27 protein-coding genes are annotated in these 19,522 nt (G+C 44.1%); 5 read left to right on the top strand and 22 right to left on the bottom strand.

Annotation, left to right across the window (positions count from 1 at the left end):
• The first annotated feature begins 32 nt into the window (after positions 1-32).
• Complete coding sequence (locus tag H7968_RS10490) at positions 33-587, top strand: hypothetical protein (protein ID WP_134376197.1); 555 nt, start codon at positions 33-35, stop codon at positions 585-587.
• A 678-nt stretch (positions 588-1,265) separates the two neighbouring features.
• On the opposite strand, the gene H7968_RS10485 is transcribed toward H7968_RS10490, so the two are convergent.
• From H7968_RS10485 to H7968_RS10470, 4 genes are all read right to left on the bottom strand, one after another.
• A complete protein-coding gene (locus H7968_RS10485; protein ID WP_227396105.1) occupies positions 1,266-2,009 on the bottom strand; it encodes a class I SAM-dependent methyltransferase in 744 nt (247 codons plus the stop codon).
• Positions 2,010-2,030: 21 nt separating this feature from the next.
• Complete coding sequence (locus H7968_RS10480; RefSeq protein ID WP_227396104.1) at positions 2,031-2,735, bottom strand: DUF459 domain-containing protein; 705 nt, start codon at positions 2,733-2,735, stop codon at positions 2,031-2,033.
• Between the two features lie 93 nt (positions 2,736-2,828).
• Positions 2,829-3,218 carry an RDD family protein gene (locus tag H7968_RS10475; protein WP_227396103.1) on the bottom strand — a complete coding sequence of 130 codons (390 nt, stop codon included), beginning with the start codon at positions 3,216-3,218 and terminating at the stop codon, positions 2,829-2,831.
• Positions 3,215-3,646: a DUF1801 domain-containing protein gene (locus H7968_RS10470; protein WP_227396102.1), complete on the bottom strand. Its 432-nt coding sequence runs from the start codon at positions 3,644-3,646 to the stop codon at positions 3,215-3,217. Before H7968_RS10470 ends, H7968_RS10475 begins: the two co-directional genes overlap by 4 nt.
• A 111-nt stretch (positions 3,647-3,757) precedes the next feature.
• On the opposite strand from H7968_RS10470, the gene H7968_RS10465 reads away from it, so the two are divergent.
• Positions 3,758-4,030, top strand: coding sequence for a hypothetical protein (locus tag H7968_RS10465; RefSeq protein ID WP_227396101.1), 273 nt, complete (start codon positions 3,758-3,760; stop codon positions 4,028-4,030).
• 36 nt (positions 4,031-4,066) lie between these two features.
• Here H7968_RS10465 and H7968_RS10460 read toward each other — a convergent pair whose 3' ends face one another.
• The 12 genes from H7968_RS10460 to H7968_RS10405 form a co-directional block, all read right to left on the bottom strand.
• Positions 4,067-4,540: a glutathione peroxidase gene (locus tag H7968_RS10460; RefSeq protein ID WP_227396100.1), complete on the bottom strand. Its 474-nt coding sequence runs from the start codon at positions 4,538-4,540 to the stop codon at positions 4,067-4,069.
• A 65-nt stretch (positions 4,541-4,605) separates the two neighbouring features.
• Positions 4,606-5,952 (bottom strand): HAMP domain-containing sensor histidine kinase, encoded by a 1,347-nt coding sequence (locus H7968_RS10455; RefSeq protein WP_227396099.1) that lies wholly within the window; start codon positions 5,950-5,952, stop codon positions 4,606-4,608.
• Entirely contained in the window at positions 5,949-6,620 is a 672-nt protein-coding gene (locus H7968_RS10450; protein WP_227396098.1) for a response regulator transcription factor, read from the bottom strand. The genes H7968_RS10455 and H7968_RS10450 overlap by 4 nt, the downstream gene beginning before the upstream one ends.
• Before the next feature lie 11 nt (positions 6,621-6,631).
• Positions 6,632-7,795 (bottom strand): ABC transporter permease, encoded by a 1,164-nt coding sequence (locus H7968_RS10445; RefSeq protein WP_227396097.1) that lies wholly within the window; start codon positions 7,793-7,795, stop codon positions 6,632-6,634.
• On the bottom strand, positions 7,788-8,477 hold the full coding sequence (locus H7968_RS10440) for an ABC transporter ATP-binding protein (protein ID WP_264476700.1): 690 nt from the start codon (positions 8,475-8,477) through the stop codon (positions 7,788-7,790). The genes H7968_RS10445 and H7968_RS10440 overlap by 8 nt, the downstream gene beginning before the upstream one ends.
• Entirely contained in the window at positions 8,474-9,343 is an 870-nt protein-coding gene (locus H7968_RS10435) for an efflux RND transporter periplasmic adaptor subunit (protein WP_227396096.1), read from the bottom strand. Before H7968_RS10435 ends, H7968_RS10440 begins: the two co-directional genes overlap by 4 nt.
• Positions 9,344-9,763: 420 nt before the next feature.
• Complete coding sequence (locus H7968_RS10430; RefSeq protein WP_227396095.1) at positions 9,764-10,102, bottom strand: DUF3147 family protein; 339 nt, start codon at positions 10,100-10,102, stop codon at positions 9,764-9,766.
• Complete coding sequence (locus H7968_RS10425; protein WP_227396094.1) at positions 10,093-10,506, bottom strand: MarR family winged helix-turn-helix transcriptional regulator; 414 nt, start codon at positions 10,504-10,506, stop codon at positions 10,093-10,095. Before H7968_RS10425 ends, H7968_RS10430 begins: the two co-directional genes overlap by 10 nt.
• Before the next feature lie 70 nt (positions 10,507-10,576).
• Positions 10,577-11,290, bottom strand: a complete 714-nt coding sequence (locus H7968_RS10420) for an MOSC domain-containing protein (protein WP_227396093.1) — start codon at positions 11,288-11,290, stop codon at positions 10,577-10,579.
• Between the two features lie 14 nt (positions 11,291-11,304).
• Positions 11,305-11,580 (bottom strand): hypothetical protein, encoded by a 276-nt coding sequence (locus H7968_RS10415; protein ID WP_227396092.1) that lies wholly within the window; start codon positions 11,578-11,580, stop codon positions 11,305-11,307.
• Positions 11,581-11,594: 14 nt separating this feature from the next.
• On the bottom strand, positions 11,595-11,852 hold the full coding sequence (locus H7968_RS10410; RefSeq protein ID WP_227396091.1) for a hypothetical protein: 258 nt from the start codon (positions 11,850-11,852) through the stop codon (positions 11,595-11,597).
• Positions 11,849-12,337: a GNAT family N-acetyltransferase gene (locus H7968_RS10405; RefSeq protein ID WP_227396090.1), complete on the bottom strand. Its 489-nt coding sequence runs from the start codon at positions 12,335-12,337 to the stop codon at positions 11,849-11,851. The genes H7968_RS10410 and H7968_RS10405 overlap by 4 nt, the downstream gene beginning before the upstream one ends.
• A gap of 164 nt (positions 12,338-12,501) precedes the next feature.
• On the opposite strand from H7968_RS10405, the gene H7968_RS10400 reads away from it, so the two are divergent.
• The 3 genes from H7968_RS10400 to H7968_RS10390 are packed head-to-tail and all read left to right on the top strand — an operon-like array spanning position 12,502 to position 15,808.
• Complete coding sequence (locus H7968_RS10400) at positions 12,502-13,176, top strand: response regulator transcription factor (RefSeq protein ID WP_227396089.1); 675 nt, start codon at positions 12,502-12,504, stop codon at positions 13,174-13,176.
• A complete protein-coding gene (locus tag H7968_RS10395) occupies positions 13,173-14,636 on the top strand; it encodes a sensor histidine kinase (protein WP_227396088.1) in 1,464 nt (487 codons plus the stop codon). The genes H7968_RS10400 and H7968_RS10395 overlap by 4 nt, the downstream gene beginning before the upstream one ends.
• Positions 14,637-14,695: 59 nt before the next feature.
• Complete coding sequence (locus H7968_RS10390; protein ID WP_227396087.1) at positions 14,696-15,808, top strand: TolB-like translocation protein; 1,113 nt, start codon at positions 14,696-14,698, stop codon at positions 15,806-15,808.
• Positions 15,809-15,903: 95 nt separating this feature from the next.
• On the opposite strand, the gene H7968_RS10385 is transcribed toward H7968_RS10390, so the two are convergent.
• The 6 genes from H7968_RS10385 to H7968_RS10360 form a co-directional block, all read right to left on the bottom strand.
• The gene (locus H7968_RS10385; RefSeq protein ID WP_406566411.1) at positions 15,904-16,401 is read right to left on the bottom strand and encodes a GNAT family N-acetyltransferase; all 498 of its coding nucleotides are present in this window, start codon (positions 16,399-16,401) and stop codon (positions 15,904-15,906) included.
• 67 nt (positions 16,402-16,468) lie between these two features.
• Complete coding sequence (locus H7968_RS10380) at positions 16,469-16,705, bottom strand: hypothetical protein (RefSeq protein ID WP_227396085.1); 237 nt, start codon at positions 16,703-16,705, stop codon at positions 16,469-16,471.
• The gene (locus tag H7968_RS10375) at positions 16,702-17,322 is read right to left on the bottom strand and encodes an HAD family hydrolase (protein ID WP_227396084.1); all 621 of its coding nucleotides are present in this window, start codon (positions 17,320-17,322) and stop codon (positions 16,702-16,704) included. The genes H7968_RS10380 and H7968_RS10375 overlap by 4 nt, the downstream gene beginning before the upstream one ends.
• A gap of 18 nt (positions 17,323-17,340) precedes the next feature.
• Positions 17,341-17,709, bottom strand: coding sequence for a YybH family protein (locus H7968_RS10370; RefSeq protein ID WP_227396083.1), 369 nt, complete (start codon positions 17,707-17,709; stop codon positions 17,341-17,343).
• 118 nt (positions 17,710-17,827) lie between these two features.
• Positions 17,828-18,205 (bottom strand): NUDIX hydrolase, encoded by a 378-nt coding sequence (locus H7968_RS10365; RefSeq protein WP_227396082.1) that lies wholly within the window; start codon positions 18,203-18,205, stop codon positions 17,828-17,830.
• A gap of 348 nt (positions 18,206-18,553) precedes the next feature.
• Positions 18,554-19,078 (bottom strand): DinB family protein, encoded by a 525-nt coding sequence (locus H7968_RS10360; RefSeq protein WP_227396081.1) that lies wholly within the window; start codon positions 19,076-19,078, stop codon positions 18,554-18,556.
• Positions 19,079-19,522: the final 444 nt, after the last annotated feature.

Genomic DNA, 19,522 nt, shown 5'->3' with positions numbered 1-19,522 from the left:
GACAGCCCCATTCATAAAAGGAGTGACATCCCATGGCTAAAAAGATTTATATCCTGTTATCAGACACGGGAACGATCTTCACCAAAACCATTAAAAAATACACAAAAGCCCCCTACAACCATTCCTCTCTCTCATTAGATGCAGAGCTAATTCAATTATATAGCTTCGGGCGAAAAAATCCTAATAACCCCTTAAATGGCGGTTTTGTACAGGAAGATGTGCTTTATGGCACCTATAAACACTTTCCGAAAACCACCTGTGCCGTCTATGAAATTGAGGTCACAGACCGCCAGTACAGCAAGGTGGTCAGACTGATTGAACTGTTCAAACGAAATGACCGTAAAATGATTTATAATTTACTGGGTGTTTTTGGCGTGGCAATGAAGGAGCCCTTTGAGCCAATCGGGATGTATTTCTGTTCACAGTTTGTCGCAGACATTTTGCACCGCGCAGACATCAGACTCTGGGATAAGCTTCCCGCGCTTGTTGAACCGAATGATTTCAGGGAATCAGATCAGACTGTATTGATCTATGAAGGGCTGCTGACGGAGTATCCACCAGTTGCGGAGAGGAAGCGTTTGGGGTGAGGCGGGGTTGACGCGGAATGAGGAGCAACTGCTGGCTGTGACGTGCGCCGCGGGAACGGGTTACACTACACTGTTGGCCAGGACCGTCCGCCGCGGAATTCCATCACAACCGCTAACAATACCTTCTTTCTGGAAAATCATTCAGGCTTTTGAGATGTTGATTCCTTCTTTTGAAAAATTAATTCCTTCACTAGGCCTCACACGCTACTGTTTTCCTTCAGACCGTAATGTCAATTCCCTCACAACCAGACGGAATCCCTTCACAACTGAACACGATTCCATCACTCGTCACACGACCATTTTGGCACGAATTCGACAGGTAGAGTTCAGGGACAGCTCAACCTCTACACGAGAATGTGCTTAACACCAAACGATACAATTCTATTTTGAAACAGTACAAATCTGATCGTGAACGTTACATATCAAAGTTCAAACATAACAAAAATGCCACTCTGAGAACGGAACGATACAATTAACAGCTGAAACAATACATATATTTCCTGAAACATGACAATAAATAATTGATTCGATACAAAAACCGCCGTGAACAGTACATTCCCATTCAGAGCAATTCAGGGGGACGGAGCAGCTGTTCCTTTTGCCACCCCTTTTTCCAATCGCATACAAAAAGGACAGAGCACGCTGAATACCACAGCCGCTCCGTCCTCATCTTCTTCATCATTTCTTCATCCCGTAAAAAACGTAACTGTAGTCATCCGGATGCTGTTTGAACAGGTTGATTTCCTGCTCAAGCATCGCCACAACGTTCAGCGCTTCTTCGTTTTCAGGATATTTTTCCTTCATTTGCTTCAAGCGGTCAGCGAGTGGCGCATAATATTCAACAAGCCAGTCTGATTGAGGTAAAACAAACGAGGCTTCGAACGCATATTGATTCGCTTCAACCTGAATAATTTTATTCGGGATGGTGTTCATTTCGGCGTAACCCTGCTCCCAGAAGGCACGGCTTGATTCAGATGGCATGGCATGCAGCCAGGAAATCTCGCTGCAGAACAAATATCCCCCATCTTTTAAAAGAGAACGCCAATCCTTCAGCCCTGACTGAAATCCAGCGATGTAGATCGTCCCTTCAGACCAGATCAGATCGAACGTTCCTTCCGGATAATCGAGCTCAAACATTGATTGATTTTTCACATGAACCCGGTCCTCAAGCTGAAAGATTTTCAACTTTTCGTTCAGTACTTCTAAATGCTCTTCGCTGATATCAATCGCTGTGATATCAGCGTTCGGGAAGGCTTCTGCGAGGAGCATCGTATGAATGCCTGTTCCACATCCGATATCTAAAATGCGGATTGGCTCTTCTTTTGGCAGCGGGACAAGGGATATCGCCTTTTTTGTAGACGTTTCACTTCCCGGGCCTAATCTTACCAATCCTTCAAACGCTTCATGGAAGTACTGTTCCATTGCGCATACACGCTCCTTCTATTAAAAATCATACTCTCTGATGATTTCATCCGTTATTAGTTCATACCCTTTACTATTAGGGTGTAGTGCATCGCTGAAGTAATCGGTGCTTTTTTCTTTTAAAAGCCCATCTGTTGCGATGAATTTGACTCGCCCGTCATCAGCAAGCATTTCCTGCGTCAACCCGTTCCACTCCGTGATCACCTGCTGAATCTCTTCAGACTCGGGATACGGATTAAACAGCCCCAAAAATAATATGGGTGCATCGGGATTTTCCGCACGGATGATGGATAAAATCTCTTCTACATTTTTTCTGTAATCTGCTTTCCCCGCTTCGATCCGGTCTTCATATAGAGGATATAAGTCTCCTCCATTCGTTTTAATCAAATCATTGGTGCCGATAAAAATCGTAAAGTATTCTGCATGGCGAAGCGTTTCCTTCACATCCTCATCCTGCAGCTGCTGAAGAAGGCCGTCTGTCTGCTGACCCGGGATCCCATAGTTATATACGGTTAAAGGAGACGATTGGGTTTCATTTAAACGCTCCTCAAGTTCATCTGCATACCCCTGCCCTGTTTGATCACCTACACCATAGGTCAAAGAGTCCCCCAGCGCGACCATCTCACGCCCGGATTGCGGTTGAATCGTTTTATCAGTATACCAGTAAACGCCTCCTGCCGCCGCTAAAATAAGGGCTACAAGAGACAACATTTTAAATTTCGACATAAAAAGACCTCCTAAAGAATACAGATTCCCCGGGAGGTTATGATACAAACAGTATTTGTGAAGCTGTTATGAGATTGTTATGTAAATGAGACGTTATTTGTCCCGCACTACCAGTCCACTAAACCGGTCGTGAGGCATCACTGAGCCATCTGCTCCTTCAAATGCTTCGCGGTCCTTTAAATACGAGATGGTGCCAACCGTATCCCGATAGGCTACGCGCTTTAACAGCTGCTCAGAAGTTGGCAATGTCCCATCTTCGTTTTGAAGCACGAGACCCATCTTTTTGTAACCGAGTGTCTGACCGGACTTTTTAAGCTGGGCGATTTCGAGCGCATACATGACAGCAGTTGGCGTCACAAGTGCATGAAAAGCCTCGTTTTTGATTTTTCTGCGGAGCAGCTGCTCGATGGCAAGGGTGGCAACTGTAGAAACGGCAAAATCAATCATGATGGCTTTTGCACGCTTTTTCGTTAAATCCTTCATTTCGTTCCCTCCGGATACGTTTTTTGTAAAAAGGTGATCGATTGCGAAATGAGCTCCTTTAGCACGTCTTCATCCACATCATCCAGCTTATTGATATACACACATGCTTTCCCCGTCGTATGCTTCCCGAAGCGTTCCAGAAGCGCTGTGCGATCAGGATCTCCCGTTGCAAAGTAAAGGCTGATTTTCGCTTTTCTTGGAGAGAATCCAACTAAAAACATGTCCCCTTCATGACCGGACTCATATTTGTAATGATACGATCCAAAGCCAATCATACTCGGTCCCCACATTTTTGCCGGATAACCGGATGTTTCAGTGAAAAGATCAAGCAGCCGGTAGGCGTCCTCTCTTTTTTTCAGAGAATCCACTGCTTCAATAAATGCAAAAACATCCCCATCATGCTCTTTCGTTTTCAGCTCATAAGCCATCATGCATCGCCTCCTTTTCACGTATAATATCATTTTACATTACTTTCAATTTTATTCCTATTACTGTCCTGAACATGTTACCCTTATGTAAATGATGGGAGGGATCGGACCATGCCCGCTTCACGATCCGGCAAGGTTGCAGCTGTACTTTTCTTTATTTTAATCGCGCAGTTTCTCTTTCTGGCACTGTTTACATTTGAAAACCCCTTTGGCGCCATTGTGTACTTCATAATCATGACGCCATTCACCGGTCTGCTTGGACTTATTTTCGGCATACTTGGATCCGTAAAAGAGAAAGGTAAAAGGAGGATTTTTCCTATTCTCACACTGATCATCAGTTTTATCTTCATTGCTTTAGAGCTTTCATTTATTTTAGGAGGTTAAAAAAACTCCGAACATTGAGTCCGGAGTTTTCTTGCATTATAAGACTGAACGAATCTCATCTTCGATTTTGTCAGGTGTCGTAGTCGGGGCAAAGCGCTTCACAACGTTGCCTTCACGATCTACAAGGAATTTGGTGAAGTTCCACTTGATGTCCTTTGAGAGAAGTCCCTTTTGACGATCCTTTAAATAATCAAATAAAGGATGGGCATCATTGCCGTTCACATTCACCTTCGCAAAAATCGGGAATGTCACGCCATAGTTCACCTGGCAAAATTCTGTTGTTTCTTCAATATTTTCGAATTCCTGATTATTAAACTGGTCGCATGGAAACCCGAGAATCTGCAAACCTTCACTGTGATACGTTTCATGCAGCTTCTGAAGCCCTTCAAACTGTGGTGTCAGTCCGCACTTACTTGCCGTATTCACAATCAGCATCGGCTTTCCTCTATACTCCTTCAGACTCGTCGATTCACCGTTTGGTTTATCTACAATAAAATCATACACAGACATCGTAAAGCCTCCTTTGCCATCGTATCCAATCTTATTTTAGCGCAGTAGACTGATTCGGTACGATTTTAAAGGCGCTGGGAACTGTCATGGCGAGGAAGAGTAACGGTAAATAAAGCGCCCTCTCCCGGCTTACTCTCGACGGCAACACGTCCGTTATGAAGCTCCACAATCCTTTTCACGAGGGTCAGTCCGAGTCCTGTACCTGATGAATGTCTCGTCTGATCAGCCTGGTAGAAGCGGTCAAAGATCCGGCCTATATGCTCAGGTTCAATCCCCTTTCCCTGATCCTTTATCATGATCCGGATTTCACCCGGTTTATGAGACAGTGTAACGGCCAACTCTCCTCCATGATCAGAGTGCTCAATCGCGTTTTTCATGATGTTTAACCAGACCTGGGACATCAGCTCCTGATCAGCCATCAGCGTTATTTCCTCCAGCTCAATGTTCATCTGAAGTTCCTTTTCCTCCCACTGCGGCTGCAGCGTCAGCAAGCATTCTCTGACCTGCTCATCAAGTGAATATGATTCTTTCTCCAGACGAATGAGCTGATGATCGAAGGTAGACAACTTCAACAGCGTAGAAGATAGATTCGCCAGTCTTCTTGCTTCACGTTCAATGACAGAGGCATATTCGAGACGTTTATGCTCAGGTAAGTCCTTCTTCTTTAAAAGGGCAGCAAAACCGATCATGGACGAAACAGGCGTTTTAAATTCATGCGCCATGGTCGCTGACAATTCTTTGTTCAGGTATTCATTTGATTCAAGCTCTTTCGCCATCTGGTTAAATTGACGTGCCAGATCACCGATTTCATCATTTCCCTTATCTTCAATCCGCACAGAATAGTTCCCCTCGTAAACCTGTCTGGAGGCCTGACTGATCCGCTTCAGCCTTTTAGTCAGGAATGAGATCGCAAATAATAGAAGGATGGAGCCCACAACAGCCACTCCTAAAAAGCTGTATATCGTCATTTCCCGAAACTGTGTAATTTGATTGTTGTTCAGATCAGGCGTAATCATATAGATTGCCCCGTTTTGCTCGAAGGCTGCATAAGGAAGCTCTCTGAAGTCAGTTAGAACGCCTGTAACGACTTCCCCATCTGTCAATTGCTCAATGGTCTGCTCTGTGTAGACTGCCGTATCTGAATTTCTCCACTCAGCAGCGGAAGAGTAGACCTCTGCAATCAGCAGATCACTGACGACCAGATCAAGCGCTTCTTCTTTTGTAAAGGTATCTGATGCAATAAGCGTTTGAACAACCTCCGCCTGATCCTTGATCTGTGCGGTTACGTCCTCTCTGATTTGCCCGAGCTGAACAGTAAACAACACTGCAAATGAAATCATCATCGGAATTAATAAAAGACCGATAAATATAACAAGGAAACGCCCGTAAATGGTATGAAAAAAGCGCTTCATTTCTGAACCTCCAGCCTGTATCCCAGTCCCCAAACCGTTGTAAGCTCAATGTCTTTTACATGTTCAAGACGTTTTCGGATCCGCTTAATATGCACATCAATCGTTCGGAGATCACTTTCAGCTTCATAGCCCCAAATGTCATCCATCAACTGCTGTCGAGTAAAGATTTTCTTCGGATTCGATGCCAGTTTAAATAGAATGTCGAACTCTTTCAAAGGCAGATCAATTTTTTCCGATCCATTCATCACCACCCTGGCACTTTCATCTATGACGATCTGACCGAAGACAATTCTTTTTTCTTTTGCGATGTTAGATCTTCGCAACAACGCGTTCACCCTGAGTAACAGCTCTTCAAGCTCGACCGGCTTCACCAAGTAATCATCCGCTCCGGATAAAAAACCTTTTTTCTTATCATCTAGCGATTCAAGTGCCGTCAGCATTAAGATGGGGAAATGATAAACCTCCCTCAGCTCAGACGTCAGGGTTACGCCATCGAGATTCGGCATCATCACATCCGTAATCATTAAATCGATTGCCTGCTGATCAAGCAGGTCCATTGCATCCCGGCCGTCTTCAGCCTCGAACACACGATATCCCGCCTGACTCAGTCCTTCTTTCAAGTAATACCGTAGTCCTTCATCATCCTCTACGATCAAGATCCGGACCATTTTGTTCCCTCCTATACGCTCCGTAAAGCCTCAATTGGATTCAATCGGGAAGCTCTTCTTGCAGGAATGAATCCGAAAATGACACCAATCCCTACTGAGAATCCGACTGACAACAAAAGAGCTGTGCCGGATAATGTAAAACCGATTCCCATCGCCAGACAGACAAGATAAGCAAGTCCCGCTCCAAAAACAATGCCAATCGCACCACCAAGTAAAGATAAAAACGTTGATTCCAGTAAGAATTGCAGCTGAATCGATCGCGGTGATGCACCAAGTGCTTTTCTGAGCCCGATTTCACTCGTTCTCTCTGTTACGGATACCAGCATCATATTCATAATCCCGATTCCGCCCACCAGCAGAGAAATGGATGCAATCCCTACCAGCAGCATCGATAACATGGCGTTGATCTGATCAATTGAAGCAAGTGCATCCTCAAAATTCGTTACCGCAAAGACATCTTCTCTTTGATTAAATGCTTTTTTTAGCAAAAATGTTGTTTCGTCTACAATGTTATTCGCATCTGCACCCGTTTCCATATACAAATCCGCCTGGTTGACTGATGTCACACCCAGTACTCGTTGTGCAGTTGTATAAGGCGTCATGACAACGTCATTTACAGATGTCACTGAAAAACTGCTTGAAGGTGCCAGTACGCCTACTACGGTAAACGTACGTCCATTAAGCTCGATCGACTGATTCAGTGGATTTTCTGCAGGAAACCATTCTTTCGCAACGGTTGATCCAATGATCACGACAGGTGTTTCCTGTTCAACGTCTGCTATTGTTATACCTCTTCCCGCTTCTAACGCATCAGGTGTCTGATTAAAGTAAACCTCGCTTCTCCCTGAAAGCTGAACCTGTTCATCGGAGAGTGTACTGTTTACGAGTCCATTTACCGCAGGGGACACACCTTTAATGGCATCCATTCCGTTTAATTCTTCTACTTCACTTGCGCTCAATCCTGCTTTTTGTTTAGTGCCCTGAATTTGAAGACTCACGCGATCAGCACCGAATGTAGATACCTCTTCATTGATCGATTCTGTTGCCCCATTTACGATTGTCATGAGGGCAATAATGGCGCCAACACCAATCACGATCCCGAGCATCGTTAGAAACGATCGCATTCGATTTGCCGCGATATTCAGCCATGCCATTCTGATATTTTCTCTAAACATGGACAACAGCCTCCTCACGTATTTCTCCATCAAGCAGGTGAATGATCCTGCTGCCGTAACGGGCAACCTTTTCATCATGTGTGATCATCACAATGGTCTTTCCCTCCCGATGAAGCTGAACAAAAAGATCCATAATCTGCTTACCTGTCTTCTGATCCAGCGCTCCGGTTGGTTCGTCTGCAAGCAGAATCGCCGGGTTCGTCACAAGCGCACGCGCAATCGCTACACGCTGCTGCTGACCGCCTGATAGCTGATTAGGCCGATACCTCAGCTTATCACCAAGTCCTACCTTTTTGAGCAGTTCAGCTGCCCGTTGTCTACGCTCCTTTTTTGAAACTTTAGCGTAAATCAACGGAAGCTCCACATTTTCCAAAATCGACAATCTCGGTAATAGCTGAAATTGCTGAAAGACAAATCCGATTTCTTTATTTCTCAGTAACGCAAGGTCTCCTTCCGTCATTTCAGAAACACTTTGATTACTGATTTTATACTCACCCGAGCTTGGCGTATCGAGACAGCCGATCATATTCATCAGCGTGGACTTTCCTGATCCGGAAGGACCGAGGACCGAGATAAAATCTCCTTTATAAATCTCGAGATCAATAGAAGATAAAACGGTTTGTGTCTCCTCACCAAGACGATAGGTTTTCGTCAGTCTATTCATTTCGACGATGGCGCTCATTGCCCTCCGCCTCCCATCATTGGCGGTGCAAAGCCTCCGACAGCAGACGTTTCTTCCATCACAATAAGATCACCCGTTGTAAGGCCATCTGTGATTTCAATGCGTTTGCCATCCGTTAAACCGGTTTCCACAAACCGCTTTTCCAGATCACCCTCTCCGTTTTCAATCCAGACAAACGGCTGATCCTGATCGTCATACTCAATGCCATCCAGAGAAAGTGTTGGTACCTGAACCGCCTCATCTCTCACCGTCATTGCTTCAACCGTCATTCCCGCTCGCATCCCATCAGTGATCTCCAGCTCTACTTCAGCTGTAAAATAAGCACGCGCACTTGGTGTTTCGTTAGATGATGCTTCGTTGGAAATAGAAGTGATGGTTCCAGTTATGTCTTCATTCATCGACAGCACTTTAATGGTCACTTCATCCCCTTCTGAAACAGAACCAATGTCAGCTTCATCAATTTGGATAACTGCCTGCAGTGATTGATAATTAACAATCTCCATCAAAGGAGCACCTTGTGTAACCGGTCCATCCGCTGCCTGAATACTTTGAACCGTCCCTTCCTGTGGAGCAGTAATAGAAGATTGAGCGCCTTCCGCCAGCACATCACCCTCAGAAACCTCCTGATCTTCCTCCACCACAATCGTCAGCGTATCCATCTGCTCCGCTCTCACCATCGTCCGCTCCTCAGGACTCAGGCTACCCGAAAAATAATTATAAGTAGTAATCGTCTCCTCAAGAACCTCCTCCGTCTTCTGCACACCCTGATCCTCAGCTGCAAAAAGCGGACCCGCAATCGCAATCGCCGCCACAGCCACAACTCCCCCAATCATCCATCCTCTTTTTTTACGTTTGTTTTTAGACATTTTACGTCCTCCTTTTGGTTGATGAAGATAGAATAGTGGATAGTTATGAACGAACTATGAACGGGTGGGGGTTTTGAGGTGGTTTTGAGGTTCTTTGAGGTGCCAGGCACCTCCCGAATATTGTCGAATGCAACCGGATGGTCTATCGACAAAAATTTTGATGCTATCAACAGATATGGGAGAGTTAACGACATCAATTAGAGGTCTATCAACATTAAATCCTGCGCTAACAACAAATCTATCCCGTCGAGAGTCTCGATCGACAGAAACAGCCTGCCTATCGACAGAAATGAGCTTGCTAGCGACATAAAAACAGTTACGCTAATCTAAAATCTGAAGAATGACCTGTCACGTTTTTAAATTTAATAACCTTTGAAAAAGCTCCGGCATCGCCGGAGCTTTTTCTCATCACACATAATTTTAAATCCATCCCCGGACAATCTTCTCCTGTAACACCAGAAAGATCATCCAGCCGCTTACTCCAAGACCGAGTCCTACAAAGAGGTTCAGCGAATATTTTAAGGACAGAAATACAATTAGCAGCAAAACGGCTGTTGCCGGAAAGCCCCACAAAACGCCAAGCGCAAATTTACTGAGCTCTGCTTTCTCGGTTCCCTGCACATACAGCCAGAAAATACTAAGTAAGCTGACGAGCGGCAGAGCAGCAATGATCCCTCCATAGGTCGGGAAACGCCGTGCGATCTCCGTCACCACAGCAATGATGACAGCCGACACGATTATTTTAACGACTAAAAACATGACTTCGCCTTGTCACTCAAAAGAGCAAATGCACCTAAGACCGATTTCCGCTCTTTTTCAGATAATGACTCTAAAAGTATCTTAAGCTTATCTTCATCCAGACTGGTATTCCGGTGCAGGACAAACCTTCCCTCTTCCGTCAGTGCTAGCACGACTCTTCTTTCATCCTGCTTACTTCTGAATTTTTCTATATATTTTTTATCAATCAGGCGTTTCACATGCTCTGATCCCGTATTGTGAGAAACTCCTAGAAAAGCAGCTATCTCCTTAATCCCAATCTCATCAGACTTTTCAAGCAGCTGCATAATACGGACTGCCTGGTGGGAAATCTTTTCTTCATGCTGATAGTGAAGCATGAAATAAAGATCTGTCCAGCATTCATTTAATTGCATTACGTCTTTCATTCGGCACACCTCTTTTATATCGTATAATATGATTATATCTTATAATACGATATAAAAGAACCGAATATATTTAATTAGTAAGTAAATCATCCCCAACCCTCACCAAACCAGCCTTCAACACTTTCGCATACATGCCAAAGCAGTTTTCGTGCTGCTGGTAAACGGTTTTTAGGACAGCAGGGTTTATGTCTAACGTTTCCGGATCAATATTGATGATGCTGCAGCGTTCGCACGGGCGGACGATTTCGATTTCCGCTTCTCCCAAAGAAATCTTTCTTCCGATCAGTTTTTCCTCTGAAAACGGCCCGCCACCCAAGAGGTTCACGACCAGATTCGGACGAAATCTTCTCCAGTCGATCTCTTTTCCAAGTGTTTTTTCAAGATGCTCAATGGAAGCTGCATTGACGATCAGCAGATGCTCTTCCTCAATGGCACCAAAAGGAACGTGCTCCGGCGTGTAGGATTGCTGTGTTAAAGGCTTTCCAGCCAGCTCTTCAAACGTTGATAGGCAGGCTTTTTCATGCCAGTAAAATGTCTGTCCTTCCGGGCCGTAAATCTTAACAGGTGGATATTTCACGTCCTGCTCCTCACCATCAAACGCTGCATGATAGCCGAGCAGTTTCTTATTTTGTGTAGCGGTGTAAAAGCGCTCCCCATCTATCAGTGCATGACTGCGATCTCCATACAGTCCGTAGCTCATGATCCTTGTCTCCGCTACCTCTTCACCGCGCAAGGACTTAACCGGATGACGCATGATTGTGGTTACTTTTCCAATAGAAGTCATATTTTCACTCCTTCTCAACCAAAGATAGCCTGATAGGCAAAGATAAGAAATACGATAGAGAATACAATATTGAACCAGTATTTCTTACCTTCTTTATGTCTGATCCCTTCAACAACCTCTATAAGACTGTGAACCACCGCAAGGACAAACCCGACTGCCAAAGCAGGATCGCCGGCATCTGTAAACAATCCTAGTAATAAAAAAAACAAACTGATCACGATTAAGGTGATCTGAATCGTCGTCACTCGTTTAGAAGACTTCGTCTCACTATTTTCGAAAAAAACCCCCATTTCCCACGACCTCCTTATACCGTTTTCTTAAACGACTGTGCATACACAATCGAAAACGTACTGACAAACAACAGCAGCATGACAACACCAACAATTACAGGGAAATACGTAAATCCATTAATCATTTCCTGACTCGTTTCCCAGTAGCCGACGTTTCCGGGCCTCGAAAAATTAACGGCCAACCATTGTCCATTAAAACCAATCAGTAAAAACACAATACCCAGCACTAGAAAACCGATTGGCACCTTAAATTCCTTCAATACACCACTCATCGCACACCCGCTTTCTGCCCAAGCATCAGACTCAATATTTTCATTTCTCCCTTACGTCCCATCTTCCGGCGTCCGTGATCAATGTAGCCATTTTTTTCATAAAGTGACTGGGCTACTAAATTGCCCATATTTACAGCTAATACGATTTCATTCACATGCGGATAGTGCTTTCGTACAAAGTCCGGAAGCAGCTTGATGGCAGCCTTCCCATAGCCTTTCCCCAGATACCTGACATCTGTTGAGAATGTCCGCATTAAAATCGCCTTGGGATTATCAGAATAAGGAGCCGCTCCATCTTTTTCATGTAGAACAAAATACGATACAAGCTTCCCTTCATCCATCAGCAAAATGCACCGCCGCTGATCATCCTCCTCAGCTAACTTGATGCTGTTCTGCGGAGCTCCTGTGAAATTCAATTGCTCCTCTGAAAGCTGATATTGCTCAATCAATGATGTTTCCTTCTCTGTGTAGAAAATGAGTTCCATGTTTTATTCCCCTGTCTATTCAATGTCCTCATTTGTATTTCGCTTCCAAATGACTGTTATCCTGCAAAACTTCGTGTTCTGAAGATCTTTTTAAAGTTGGAAACAAATTCGATACAATTTTCCAGTAAAATAATAGAAGAATGATTTTCAAGGACGGTGTCTATATGAACAAATCGATTTTAATTGTAGAAGATGAAGAAGCCATTTTCGATATATTATCTTATTCTCTCAGGCAGGAAGGCTATGCAGTAAAAGGGGCTGCCACAGGACACGAGGCGCGCAGGCTGCTTCAGGGAACCCGCTTTGATCTCGTGATTCTGGATGTGATGCTTCCGGATACGACCGGATTTGAATTGTGTAAGGAGATTACCGCATCAACCAGCCTGCCTATTTTGATGCTGACGGCACGCGGGGATATTGTGGATAAAGTGCTCGGCCTGGAACTTGGGGCTGATGATTACCTGACAAAGCCTTTTGACATCAGAGAGGTGCTGGCCCGTGTAAAAGCCCTTTTACGCAGGCAAAAACAAGATGCGACTTATCAATACATACCGCTTGATCATGATATCATCATGAACCCTTCAGCTCACACTGTTCTAAAAAAGAATGAGACCGTGGCACTTAAGCCAAAGGAGTTTGAGCTCTTATTATTATTTGCCCAGCATCCAAACCGCGTATTTTCCAGAGAGGAGATTCTTGATCATGTATGGTCTTTTGATTACAGCGGCGGGGACAGAACGGTTGATGTCCATGTGCAGCGAATCAGACAAAAGCTCCATCCTGCTTTAATTGAAACTGTTTTTGGAGCGGGATACAGAATGCGCAGGCATCACAGATGAAGTGGACGATCAGAAAAAAGTTTTTTATTGGTTTCTCACTGATTTTTTTAGCAGCCGCTCTTTTCGCTTATTCCGTTATCGAAAAAATGCTGGAGGAGCACGTTCATGAGCGCATTACGACTGAAATGCAGACCCTGCAAAACACTTCCCGCCAATACCTGCTCCAGTTTGCCGAGCTTCAAGGGGCGGACCTTGGTATGTTTAATGAATACAGCAGGCCTATTGCCAATGAATTAAGCAAAATCAACAGCATGGCCGTCTCTCTTTACCATGCTGACGGGACCTTTTTGTATGAAGCGATGCCATTACAGGAGTCACTCCTGATTGACCATCAGGAATTCCATGTCGATCTGTCAGAAACGGAGCATGCAGAGCTGCTTCAGGCATTTGACGATAAAGCCGCCTACACCCTGACGCCGGTAAATGACGGAACCATTCTTTATTTCGCTTACCCATTTTATGTGAATGGTGACTTTTATGGCGTAGTGAGATTTACGTCAGACTACACAGCGATTTACGCTCAAAATAAAGCTTTACTGGAGCGTTTGACACTGATCACAGGCATCATATTCTCAGCGATCCTTGTATTCCTTATGATCTTTACGAATCAGCTGATCAAGCCGTTACATACGCTGACAGCAGCAGCCAAAAGAATCGCACAAAGAGATTTTCAAACCATCCCAACTGTCAGAACGTCAGATGAACTGAACGAGCTATCCATTCAATTTCAGCACATGCAACAAAACATCACGCACTATATCCAGGAACTTGAAATTGAAAAACAACGTGTACTTACCGCCGAAGAAAAGCGCACAGTCTTTTTCCAGCACGTCACACACGAATTAAAGACGCCGCTCACCACCATTTCAGGCTACGCTCAGATTATTGGTGCTGAATCCTTTGACGATCAGGCTTTTCTGCAAAAGGCCGCCAGTCGGATTCATCTGGAAAGCCAGCGCCTGAACGAGATGGTTAGCCGGCTATTGTCCCTTTCGACAGCCGAAACGGGTCCGCGCAGCACCGAAGAAGTCGACATGTATTCTTTTACACAATACATCCTTGAAGATCTCGAACTGAAGGCGGGCAAATACGGGATGACGTTCAAGCTGTCAGGTGAACCCACGATCCTTTCAGCAAACAGAAATGAGATGAAACAGATCATGATGAATGTGCTTGATAATGCGATTAAGCATGGTACACCGGGACACGCCATTGATATTCATGTGTCTCACGAAATCACTGTATCCAACCATGCACCCCGCCTGACTGCGGAAATAAAAAGTCAGCTGTTTGAACCATTCGTTCTCCGGTCTTCCAAGGACAGTCATGGCTTAGGTTTATTCATTACAAAGCAGCTTGTAGAGTCCAATCATGGCACGATTACAATGGAGCAGCAAGATCAGACCGTTCAAGTCAAAATGATTTTCCCGGCCGGAAACAAACTGGAAACAAGTGCGTAAAGGTTGGAAAAATCCTTCCCTTACTCTATAGAAGAACTTACTTTTGAGGAGGATATCAAATGAACAAACCAAAGAGTCTTTCTATCGCACTTGTGTTCACCAGCCTGTTAACAGCAGGATGCGTCATGAGCTCTGCTGCGCAGGAAACTGTCACTGTACAAGAGGACATCAAAACAGAAAGTATGCTGGCGGATCAAACGCTTGCTTTTACGCATGAACAGACCTTCGACATAGCATTTTTCTCTGAGGAATTTTATGGCTTTCATGGTGCTTCAAGTTTCTTTTCTGATGGTAACAAAATGATCCGTGTTGACACAGAAACAGGAAACCATACCGAGGTCTCCGACAAGCCTTTTATCGATATATCAAAGGACGGAAAAATGGCGCTGACGATAGAAGATGAGCTTTTATTTCTGGCTGATCTGGAGTCAGGTGAGGATACGCTGATCGGAACGCTTGGTGAGGAAGGATTAATTGACCAGCCTTACTTTTCAGGGGGAGAAAGTCATTTTATCATCAATCCTGAAAGCTATTACACGGACGGAGCAATTGAAGTCATTGATACTGCTTCGATGGAAACCAGCGAATGGATAATGGATTCAAGGTTCATAGCGGACTCCATTCACCCTCAAAACTTTCAGGTCAGCGAGTCCGGTCTTTTGTTATCTGGAAAACTGAAAGATGGGGCTTATGGTATTTATCGATTGGCCAAGGGTGGATATCCGGAGCTTTTACTTGAGCTGGATCAACTTCATCCAACCGAAGAGTACGTGTTGATAGATCAGAAATTCATATTCAGCGGCATGATGGATGGTCAATCAGGTATATTCATCAAGGATCTTCAAACGAACGAAATAGAAATGCTCGTTTCCGGAGGAAAAACGGAGGAAGGAATCTGGACACCATCCTTTAATCTCTCTCCTGACGGTCAGTATCTTTTATTTAATACATCCATCCAGATGGGAAGTGAGTTCTTTCAGAATGTGTATGTCGGTCGACTTGAGGGTCTTCAGTTGACCCACACTTCTCTGGTGATGGAACATGCTGAATTATATGCTGTCATTTCCTACAGCGGATACTGGACGGAAGATTCTCAGCAATTTTATGTTCAAACGTATGAACCGGACAGTCCTGAAAACAAGAAGGTTGAACTTTTCAGACTCGGACATTAATCATTAAATATAGCGGTACACAAAACAGCAGAAGCCGGTGATAGATGGCTTCTGCTGTGATTTTTGTTCCCATATTCATCATGAGCTTTCCATTTCTACAACAATTCATCTGCTGTGTTTAAAAGAGACCACCTTTCGTGATCCTCCCAGACGCCATTCACCTTCATCATCTTCTGTGTTGTCCCTTCATAACGAAAACCCAGCTTTTCGATAACCCGGATTGAAGGTTTGTTGGAAGGCATAATAGGTGCTTCAATTCTGTGTAGTGCAAGCTCTGAAAACACAAAAGTAATGACACCACGCAAGGCTTCTGTGATATAGCCTTTTCCAACCATCGAGTGATCCAGCTTATAGCCGAGAATACAGGATTGCATAATGCTGCGAAGAATATTTTGAACCGAAACACAACCAATTACGCGATCAGGTTCACCATGTTCAAAGATCCAGAAACGATATGATTGACCGTTCAACATGGCTGATTGATCATTTTCTAATATGGTGCGTTGCATTTCAAGTGTAAAAAACGCTTCTTCCCTTTCCGATTCCCATTTTGACAGGAATTTTCGATTTCTTACGTAATAGTCCAGCGCCATTTGAGGCTGAATCCCAGTCTTTAAGCAGAGTCTTTCTGTGGAAATCTTAATAGGGCCCTTTTCCTTATTAACCATCATTTGAATTAGCCTCCTCTGCTCCACGCTTCTTGATCTCATAACGACCTCTTAAGAGACAAAGTATCGCCGATAAAAAAGCCACACTAAGCGACATATAGGTACTAACCGGTACCTCTCCAGCCCCAACCGGTCCTGTATGAACTTTAAAAAAGGAATCATAAATGCCATAAAAAACAAGCAGAAGGATGAACACTCCCCCTGCAATGAAAAACCATCCCTTTATCACTTAAACAACTCCGGCAATTCTTTCAACCCGTCAATCTCGTAATGAAAATCATCCACTTCGCCAAATCCGTATTTTGCAAATACAAACGGAACTCCTGCATGGCGGGCAGCGTTGCGGTCTCCCTGCGTATCACCAACATAAACCGGCGACTTCAGATTGTTTCGTTCCATCACCAGCTTAATGTTTTCCCCTTTTGTCAAACCCGTTCTCCCAGGATTTTCGTAGTCCTGAAAATAGTGATCAAGCTTGTGGTATTCATAAAAAGCCTCGATATACCCGTCCTGGCAGTTGCTGACGATAAACAATTGATATTTTTCAGAGAGTTTTTTAAGCGTTTCCTCCAGATCAGGGTACAGCTCTCCTCCATGCTGCGCCACGTAGGGAATTTCAATTTCTGTGCAGTAATCCATGATCTCCATTTGCTTTTTTTCATCAAGCTCCGGAAAAAACACCTGCGCAATTTCGTGCATTTGCAGGCCCATTGTTTTCGTTAAATCTTCCTCAGTCAAGGTCTTATCAGTCAGCGAACTTTGACTGATCGCCTGATTCCAGGAGGTTAACACCGTTTTTCTCGGATCCCATAGCGTTCCATCCAGATCAAAAATAATGCTGTCCATTTGATCACCCCAACCTTATTATTTTATACTGCTCAAATGCTCATGAATCAGCTTCCAATCTCCGTCATCATCTACTTTAAACACATTCGTTGCGCGTCCGCTCCCCGAGACCGGTTTTCCATCATAAATACCCCGGTAGTGATAGGCATACACACAAGTCGCAGATTGCTCATCAGCATGCAGCCATCGGATGTCCGTTGCCCAATATTCTTCATCACGGATGACTTCCCAAGTCGTTTCAAAGTAAGCCTGAATTTCAGACGGGGTAACGCAGGTTTTATTGGTGAACCAGTATAAAGCATCGTCGTGCAGGTGCTTCCTTACATTGTTAAAGTCGTGCGTATTTGTCGCGTTTATATATTCCTGAAATGCTTGTTCATAACCCATAGATGACCCTCAACTCCTCTATACTCTTTTCTCGTTAAGGTAGCGTTAACCCTTTTTTCTATTAGATTTCGCTATTTTGATATACCATGGATCCTGTAGCGAATGTTGGATAAATGCTTCAGGGGACTTTCAGATAGGATTTGATCTGTTTTTTTCTATGGGGGATCATGAAGTATGGCAGTCTATTCAAAGGAAACCACCTGACCTCCGCAGTTTCAGGGCCATCCTGTATCGGTGTGCCCCCTTCAAGGACACCCGAAAATATGTATTGAACATCTCTTCCATCAATCTCATATTGGGCGATTTGCTTTTGAATGGAAACAATATATCCGCTTTCTTCCCGGATCTCTCTTTCAGCACACCGGCTCAGCGTTTCTGCATCATCCAGCACACCTCCTGGAAGGTCCCAGAGAGGGTAGTCCTTTCTTTTAACCAGCAATACTTCCTCTTTTTCATTTTGAACAATGGTAAAACAGCCTCTGGATTTTGGGTGCATTGGAAGACTCCTTCTTAGACTGAGTTTCAGGTCTTGCATGGTAATATGTGAGTAGTGGGATTAATTTTTTTATCGTGGAGAAGACCTGTTTGATTATGTATAAAATAAGAATGAAGTGACGCGGAATCAGACTCGTTAACATGAAAAAGCTGATTCGCGGCAAATCAAGAAGTTGCGGGATAGGTCAAATATCACTGAACTCACGAACTTCTTCAGGAACTCACAAAAGTGGATGGACAACTCACAAACTCATGCTGGAAGCTTACGAACTCTCGCGCTAACCTCACGAATGTGTGACCGGAACTGACATTCTCTGAAACCTTTTCATCTGTTTATGTACTTGTGTAATTAAATTTTACTTTTAGATCTCAACTGCTTCTTAATCAGACGGATTTGTCCGCGGTGGCCGATTTCGTCCTCCATGACGTGGTACCAGAAATAATAATGGTTCACTTTCACTCCGTTTGGCCACAGACCTTCTGTGTATAGCCACTCATCTGTTTTCGTTTTCAATTGTGACAGTGTGTATTCGCGGACTTCTTTGAGTTTTTGCAGATAATAAGAGAGCGGAAATCCCTTGATTTCTGAGCGGCCTTTCTCACCCAAACTTATCGCGGCTCCCCACACTTTCCATTCTTCCTCAGAAAAATCACGGTTTTCAAATGTAATCAGCTGATGGACAAACTCTATCGCTGCCATGTGAGCTAATAACATACCAATTGAATTTGCTGATTCATCTGTAAGAAAGTCCAGATCTTCCACAGATAGACCCTCAAGATCCTTTAATGTTCCATCTCGTGTGATGTCAAGCATTGATACGAGTTCCCCGATTTTTTCTGAATAGTCACCATTATTTTTGACCTGATAATGCATCTGAACCCCCCTTATTCTTTATGGCAGTAGAAATCTTATAAATGTAATAATAAGTCGCGGAACAAAAAGAATGACCTGAATGACGGCTTCACCAATGGCCCAGGCTCTAAAATCCCCCGACAAGCTTTCTGAATCATTTCTTTTCTTTTTTGATGAAGTTTTGTTCAGCATAAGATCTGATCTCCTTTTATTCCCATTATAACATGCGACAACTGGATGCGAGTGGAAGATTGACGCGGAACAGGCTTCGTGGATTCTGCGATTCAGATTCGCGGCAAATGGAGAGGTTTTGAGCATAGGTCTAATTTCACTAAACTGACGAACTTTTTTTGGAACTCACGAAAGTGGTGGCTGAACTCACGAACTCATCCCCGAACCTCACAAACTACCACCACAAACTCACGAATCCGCCGCAGTACCTCACATTCCCTCATCTCTTCAAAA

The sequence above is a fragment of the Jeotgalibacillus aurantiacus genome (assembly GCF_020595125.1).
Taxonomy (GTDB): domain Bacteria; phylum Bacillota; class Bacilli; order Bacillales; family Jeotgalibacillaceae; genus Jeotgalibacillus; species Jeotgalibacillus aurantiacus.
Note: the sequence above shows the minus strand (reverse complement) of the source record. Positions and strands in the feature narration are given on the sequence as shown.

Coding starts and splice junctions, on each gene's coding strand:
- H7968_RS10490 (WP_134376197.1), top strand. CDS start 33: ATGGCTAAAAAGATTTATATCCTGTTATCAGACACGGGAACGATCTTC.
- H7968_RS10485 (WP_227396105.1), bottom strand. CDS start 2,009: ATGGAACAGTACTTCCATGAAGCGTTTGAAGGATTGGTAAGATTAGGC.
- H7968_RS10480 (WP_227396104.1), bottom strand. CDS start 2,735: ATGTCGAAATTTAAAATGTTGTCTCTTGTAGCCCTTATTTTAGCGGCG.
- H7968_RS10475 (WP_227396103.1), bottom strand. CDS start 3,218: ATGAAGGATTTAACGAAAAAGCGTGCAAAAGCCATCATGATTGATTTT.
- H7968_RS10470 (WP_227396102.1), bottom strand. CDS start 3,646: ATGGCTTATGAGCTGAAAACGAAAGAGCATGATGGGGATGTTTTTGCA.
- H7968_RS10465 (WP_227396101.1), top strand. CDS start 3,758: ATGCCCGCTTCACGATCCGGCAAGGTTGCAGCTGTACTTTTCTTTATT.
- H7968_RS10460 (WP_227396100.1), bottom strand. CDS start 4,540: ATGTCTGTGTATGATTTTATTGTAGATAAACCAAACGGTGAATCGACG.
- H7968_RS10455 (WP_227396099.1), bottom strand. CDS start 5,952: ATGAAGCGCTTTTTTCATACCATTTACGGGCGTTTCCTTGTTATATTT.
- H7968_RS10450 (WP_227396098.1), bottom strand. CDS start 6,620: ATGGTCCGGATCTTGATCGTAGAGGATGATGAAGGACTACGGTATTAC.
- H7968_RS10445 (WP_227396097.1), bottom strand. CDS start 7,795: ATGTTTAGAGAAAATATCAGAATGGCATGGCTGAATATCGCGGCAAAT.
- H7968_RS10440 (WP_264476700.1), bottom strand. CDS start 8,477: ATGAGCGCCATCGTCGAAATGAATAGACTGACGAAAACCTATCGTCTT.
- H7968_RS10435 (WP_227396096.1), bottom strand. CDS start 9,343: ATGTCTAAAAACAAACGTAAAAAAAGAGGATGGATGATTGGGGGAGTT.
- H7968_RS10430 (WP_227396095.1), bottom strand. CDS start 10,102: ATGTTTTTAGTCGTTAAAATAATCGTGTCGGCTGTCATCATTGCTGTG.
- H7968_RS10425 (WP_227396094.1), bottom strand. CDS start 10,506: ATGAAAGACGTAATGCAATTAAATGAATGCTGGACAGATCTTTATTTC.
- H7968_RS10420 (WP_227396093.1), bottom strand. CDS start 11,290: ATGACTTCTATTGGAAAAGTAACCACAATCATGCGTCATCCGGTTAAG.
- H7968_RS10415 (WP_227396092.1), bottom strand. CDS start 11,580: ATGGGGGTTTTTTTCGAAAATAGTGAGACGAAGTCTTCTAAACGAGTG.
- H7968_RS10410 (WP_227396091.1), bottom strand. CDS start 11,852: ATGAGTGGTGTATTGAAGGAATTTAAGGTGCCAATCGGTTTTCTAGTG.
- H7968_RS10405 (WP_227396090.1), bottom strand. CDS start 12,337: ATGGAACTCATTTTCTACACAGAGAAGGAAACATCATTGATTGAGCAA.
- H7968_RS10400 (WP_227396089.1), top strand. CDS start 12,502: ATGAACAAATCGATTTTAATTGTAGAAGATGAAGAAGCCATTTTCGAT.
- H7968_RS10395 (WP_227396088.1), top strand. CDS start 13,173: ATGAAGTGGACGATCAGAAAAAAGTTTTTTATTGGTTTCTCACTGATT.
- H7968_RS10390 (WP_227396087.1), top strand. CDS start 14,696: ATGAACAAACCAAAGAGTCTTTCTATCGCACTTGTGTTCACCAGCCTG.
- H7968_RS10385 (WP_406566411.1), bottom strand. CDS start 16,401: ATGGCGCTGGACTATTACGTAAGAAATCGAAAATTCCTGTCAAAATGG.
- H7968_RS10375 (WP_227396084.1), bottom strand. CDS start 17,322: ATGGACAGCATTATTTTTGATCTGGATGGAACGCTATGGGATCCGAGA.
- H7968_RS10370 (WP_227396083.1), bottom strand. CDS start 17,709: ATGGGTTATGAACAAGCATTTCAGGAATATATAAACGCGACAAATACG.
- H7968_RS10365 (WP_227396082.1), bottom strand. CDS start 18,205: ATGCACCCAAAATCCAGAGGCTGTTTTACCATTGTTCAAAATGAAAAA.
- H7968_RS10360 (WP_227396081.1), bottom strand. CDS start 19,078: ATGCATTATCAGGTCAAAAATAATGGTGACTATTCAGAAAAAATCGGG.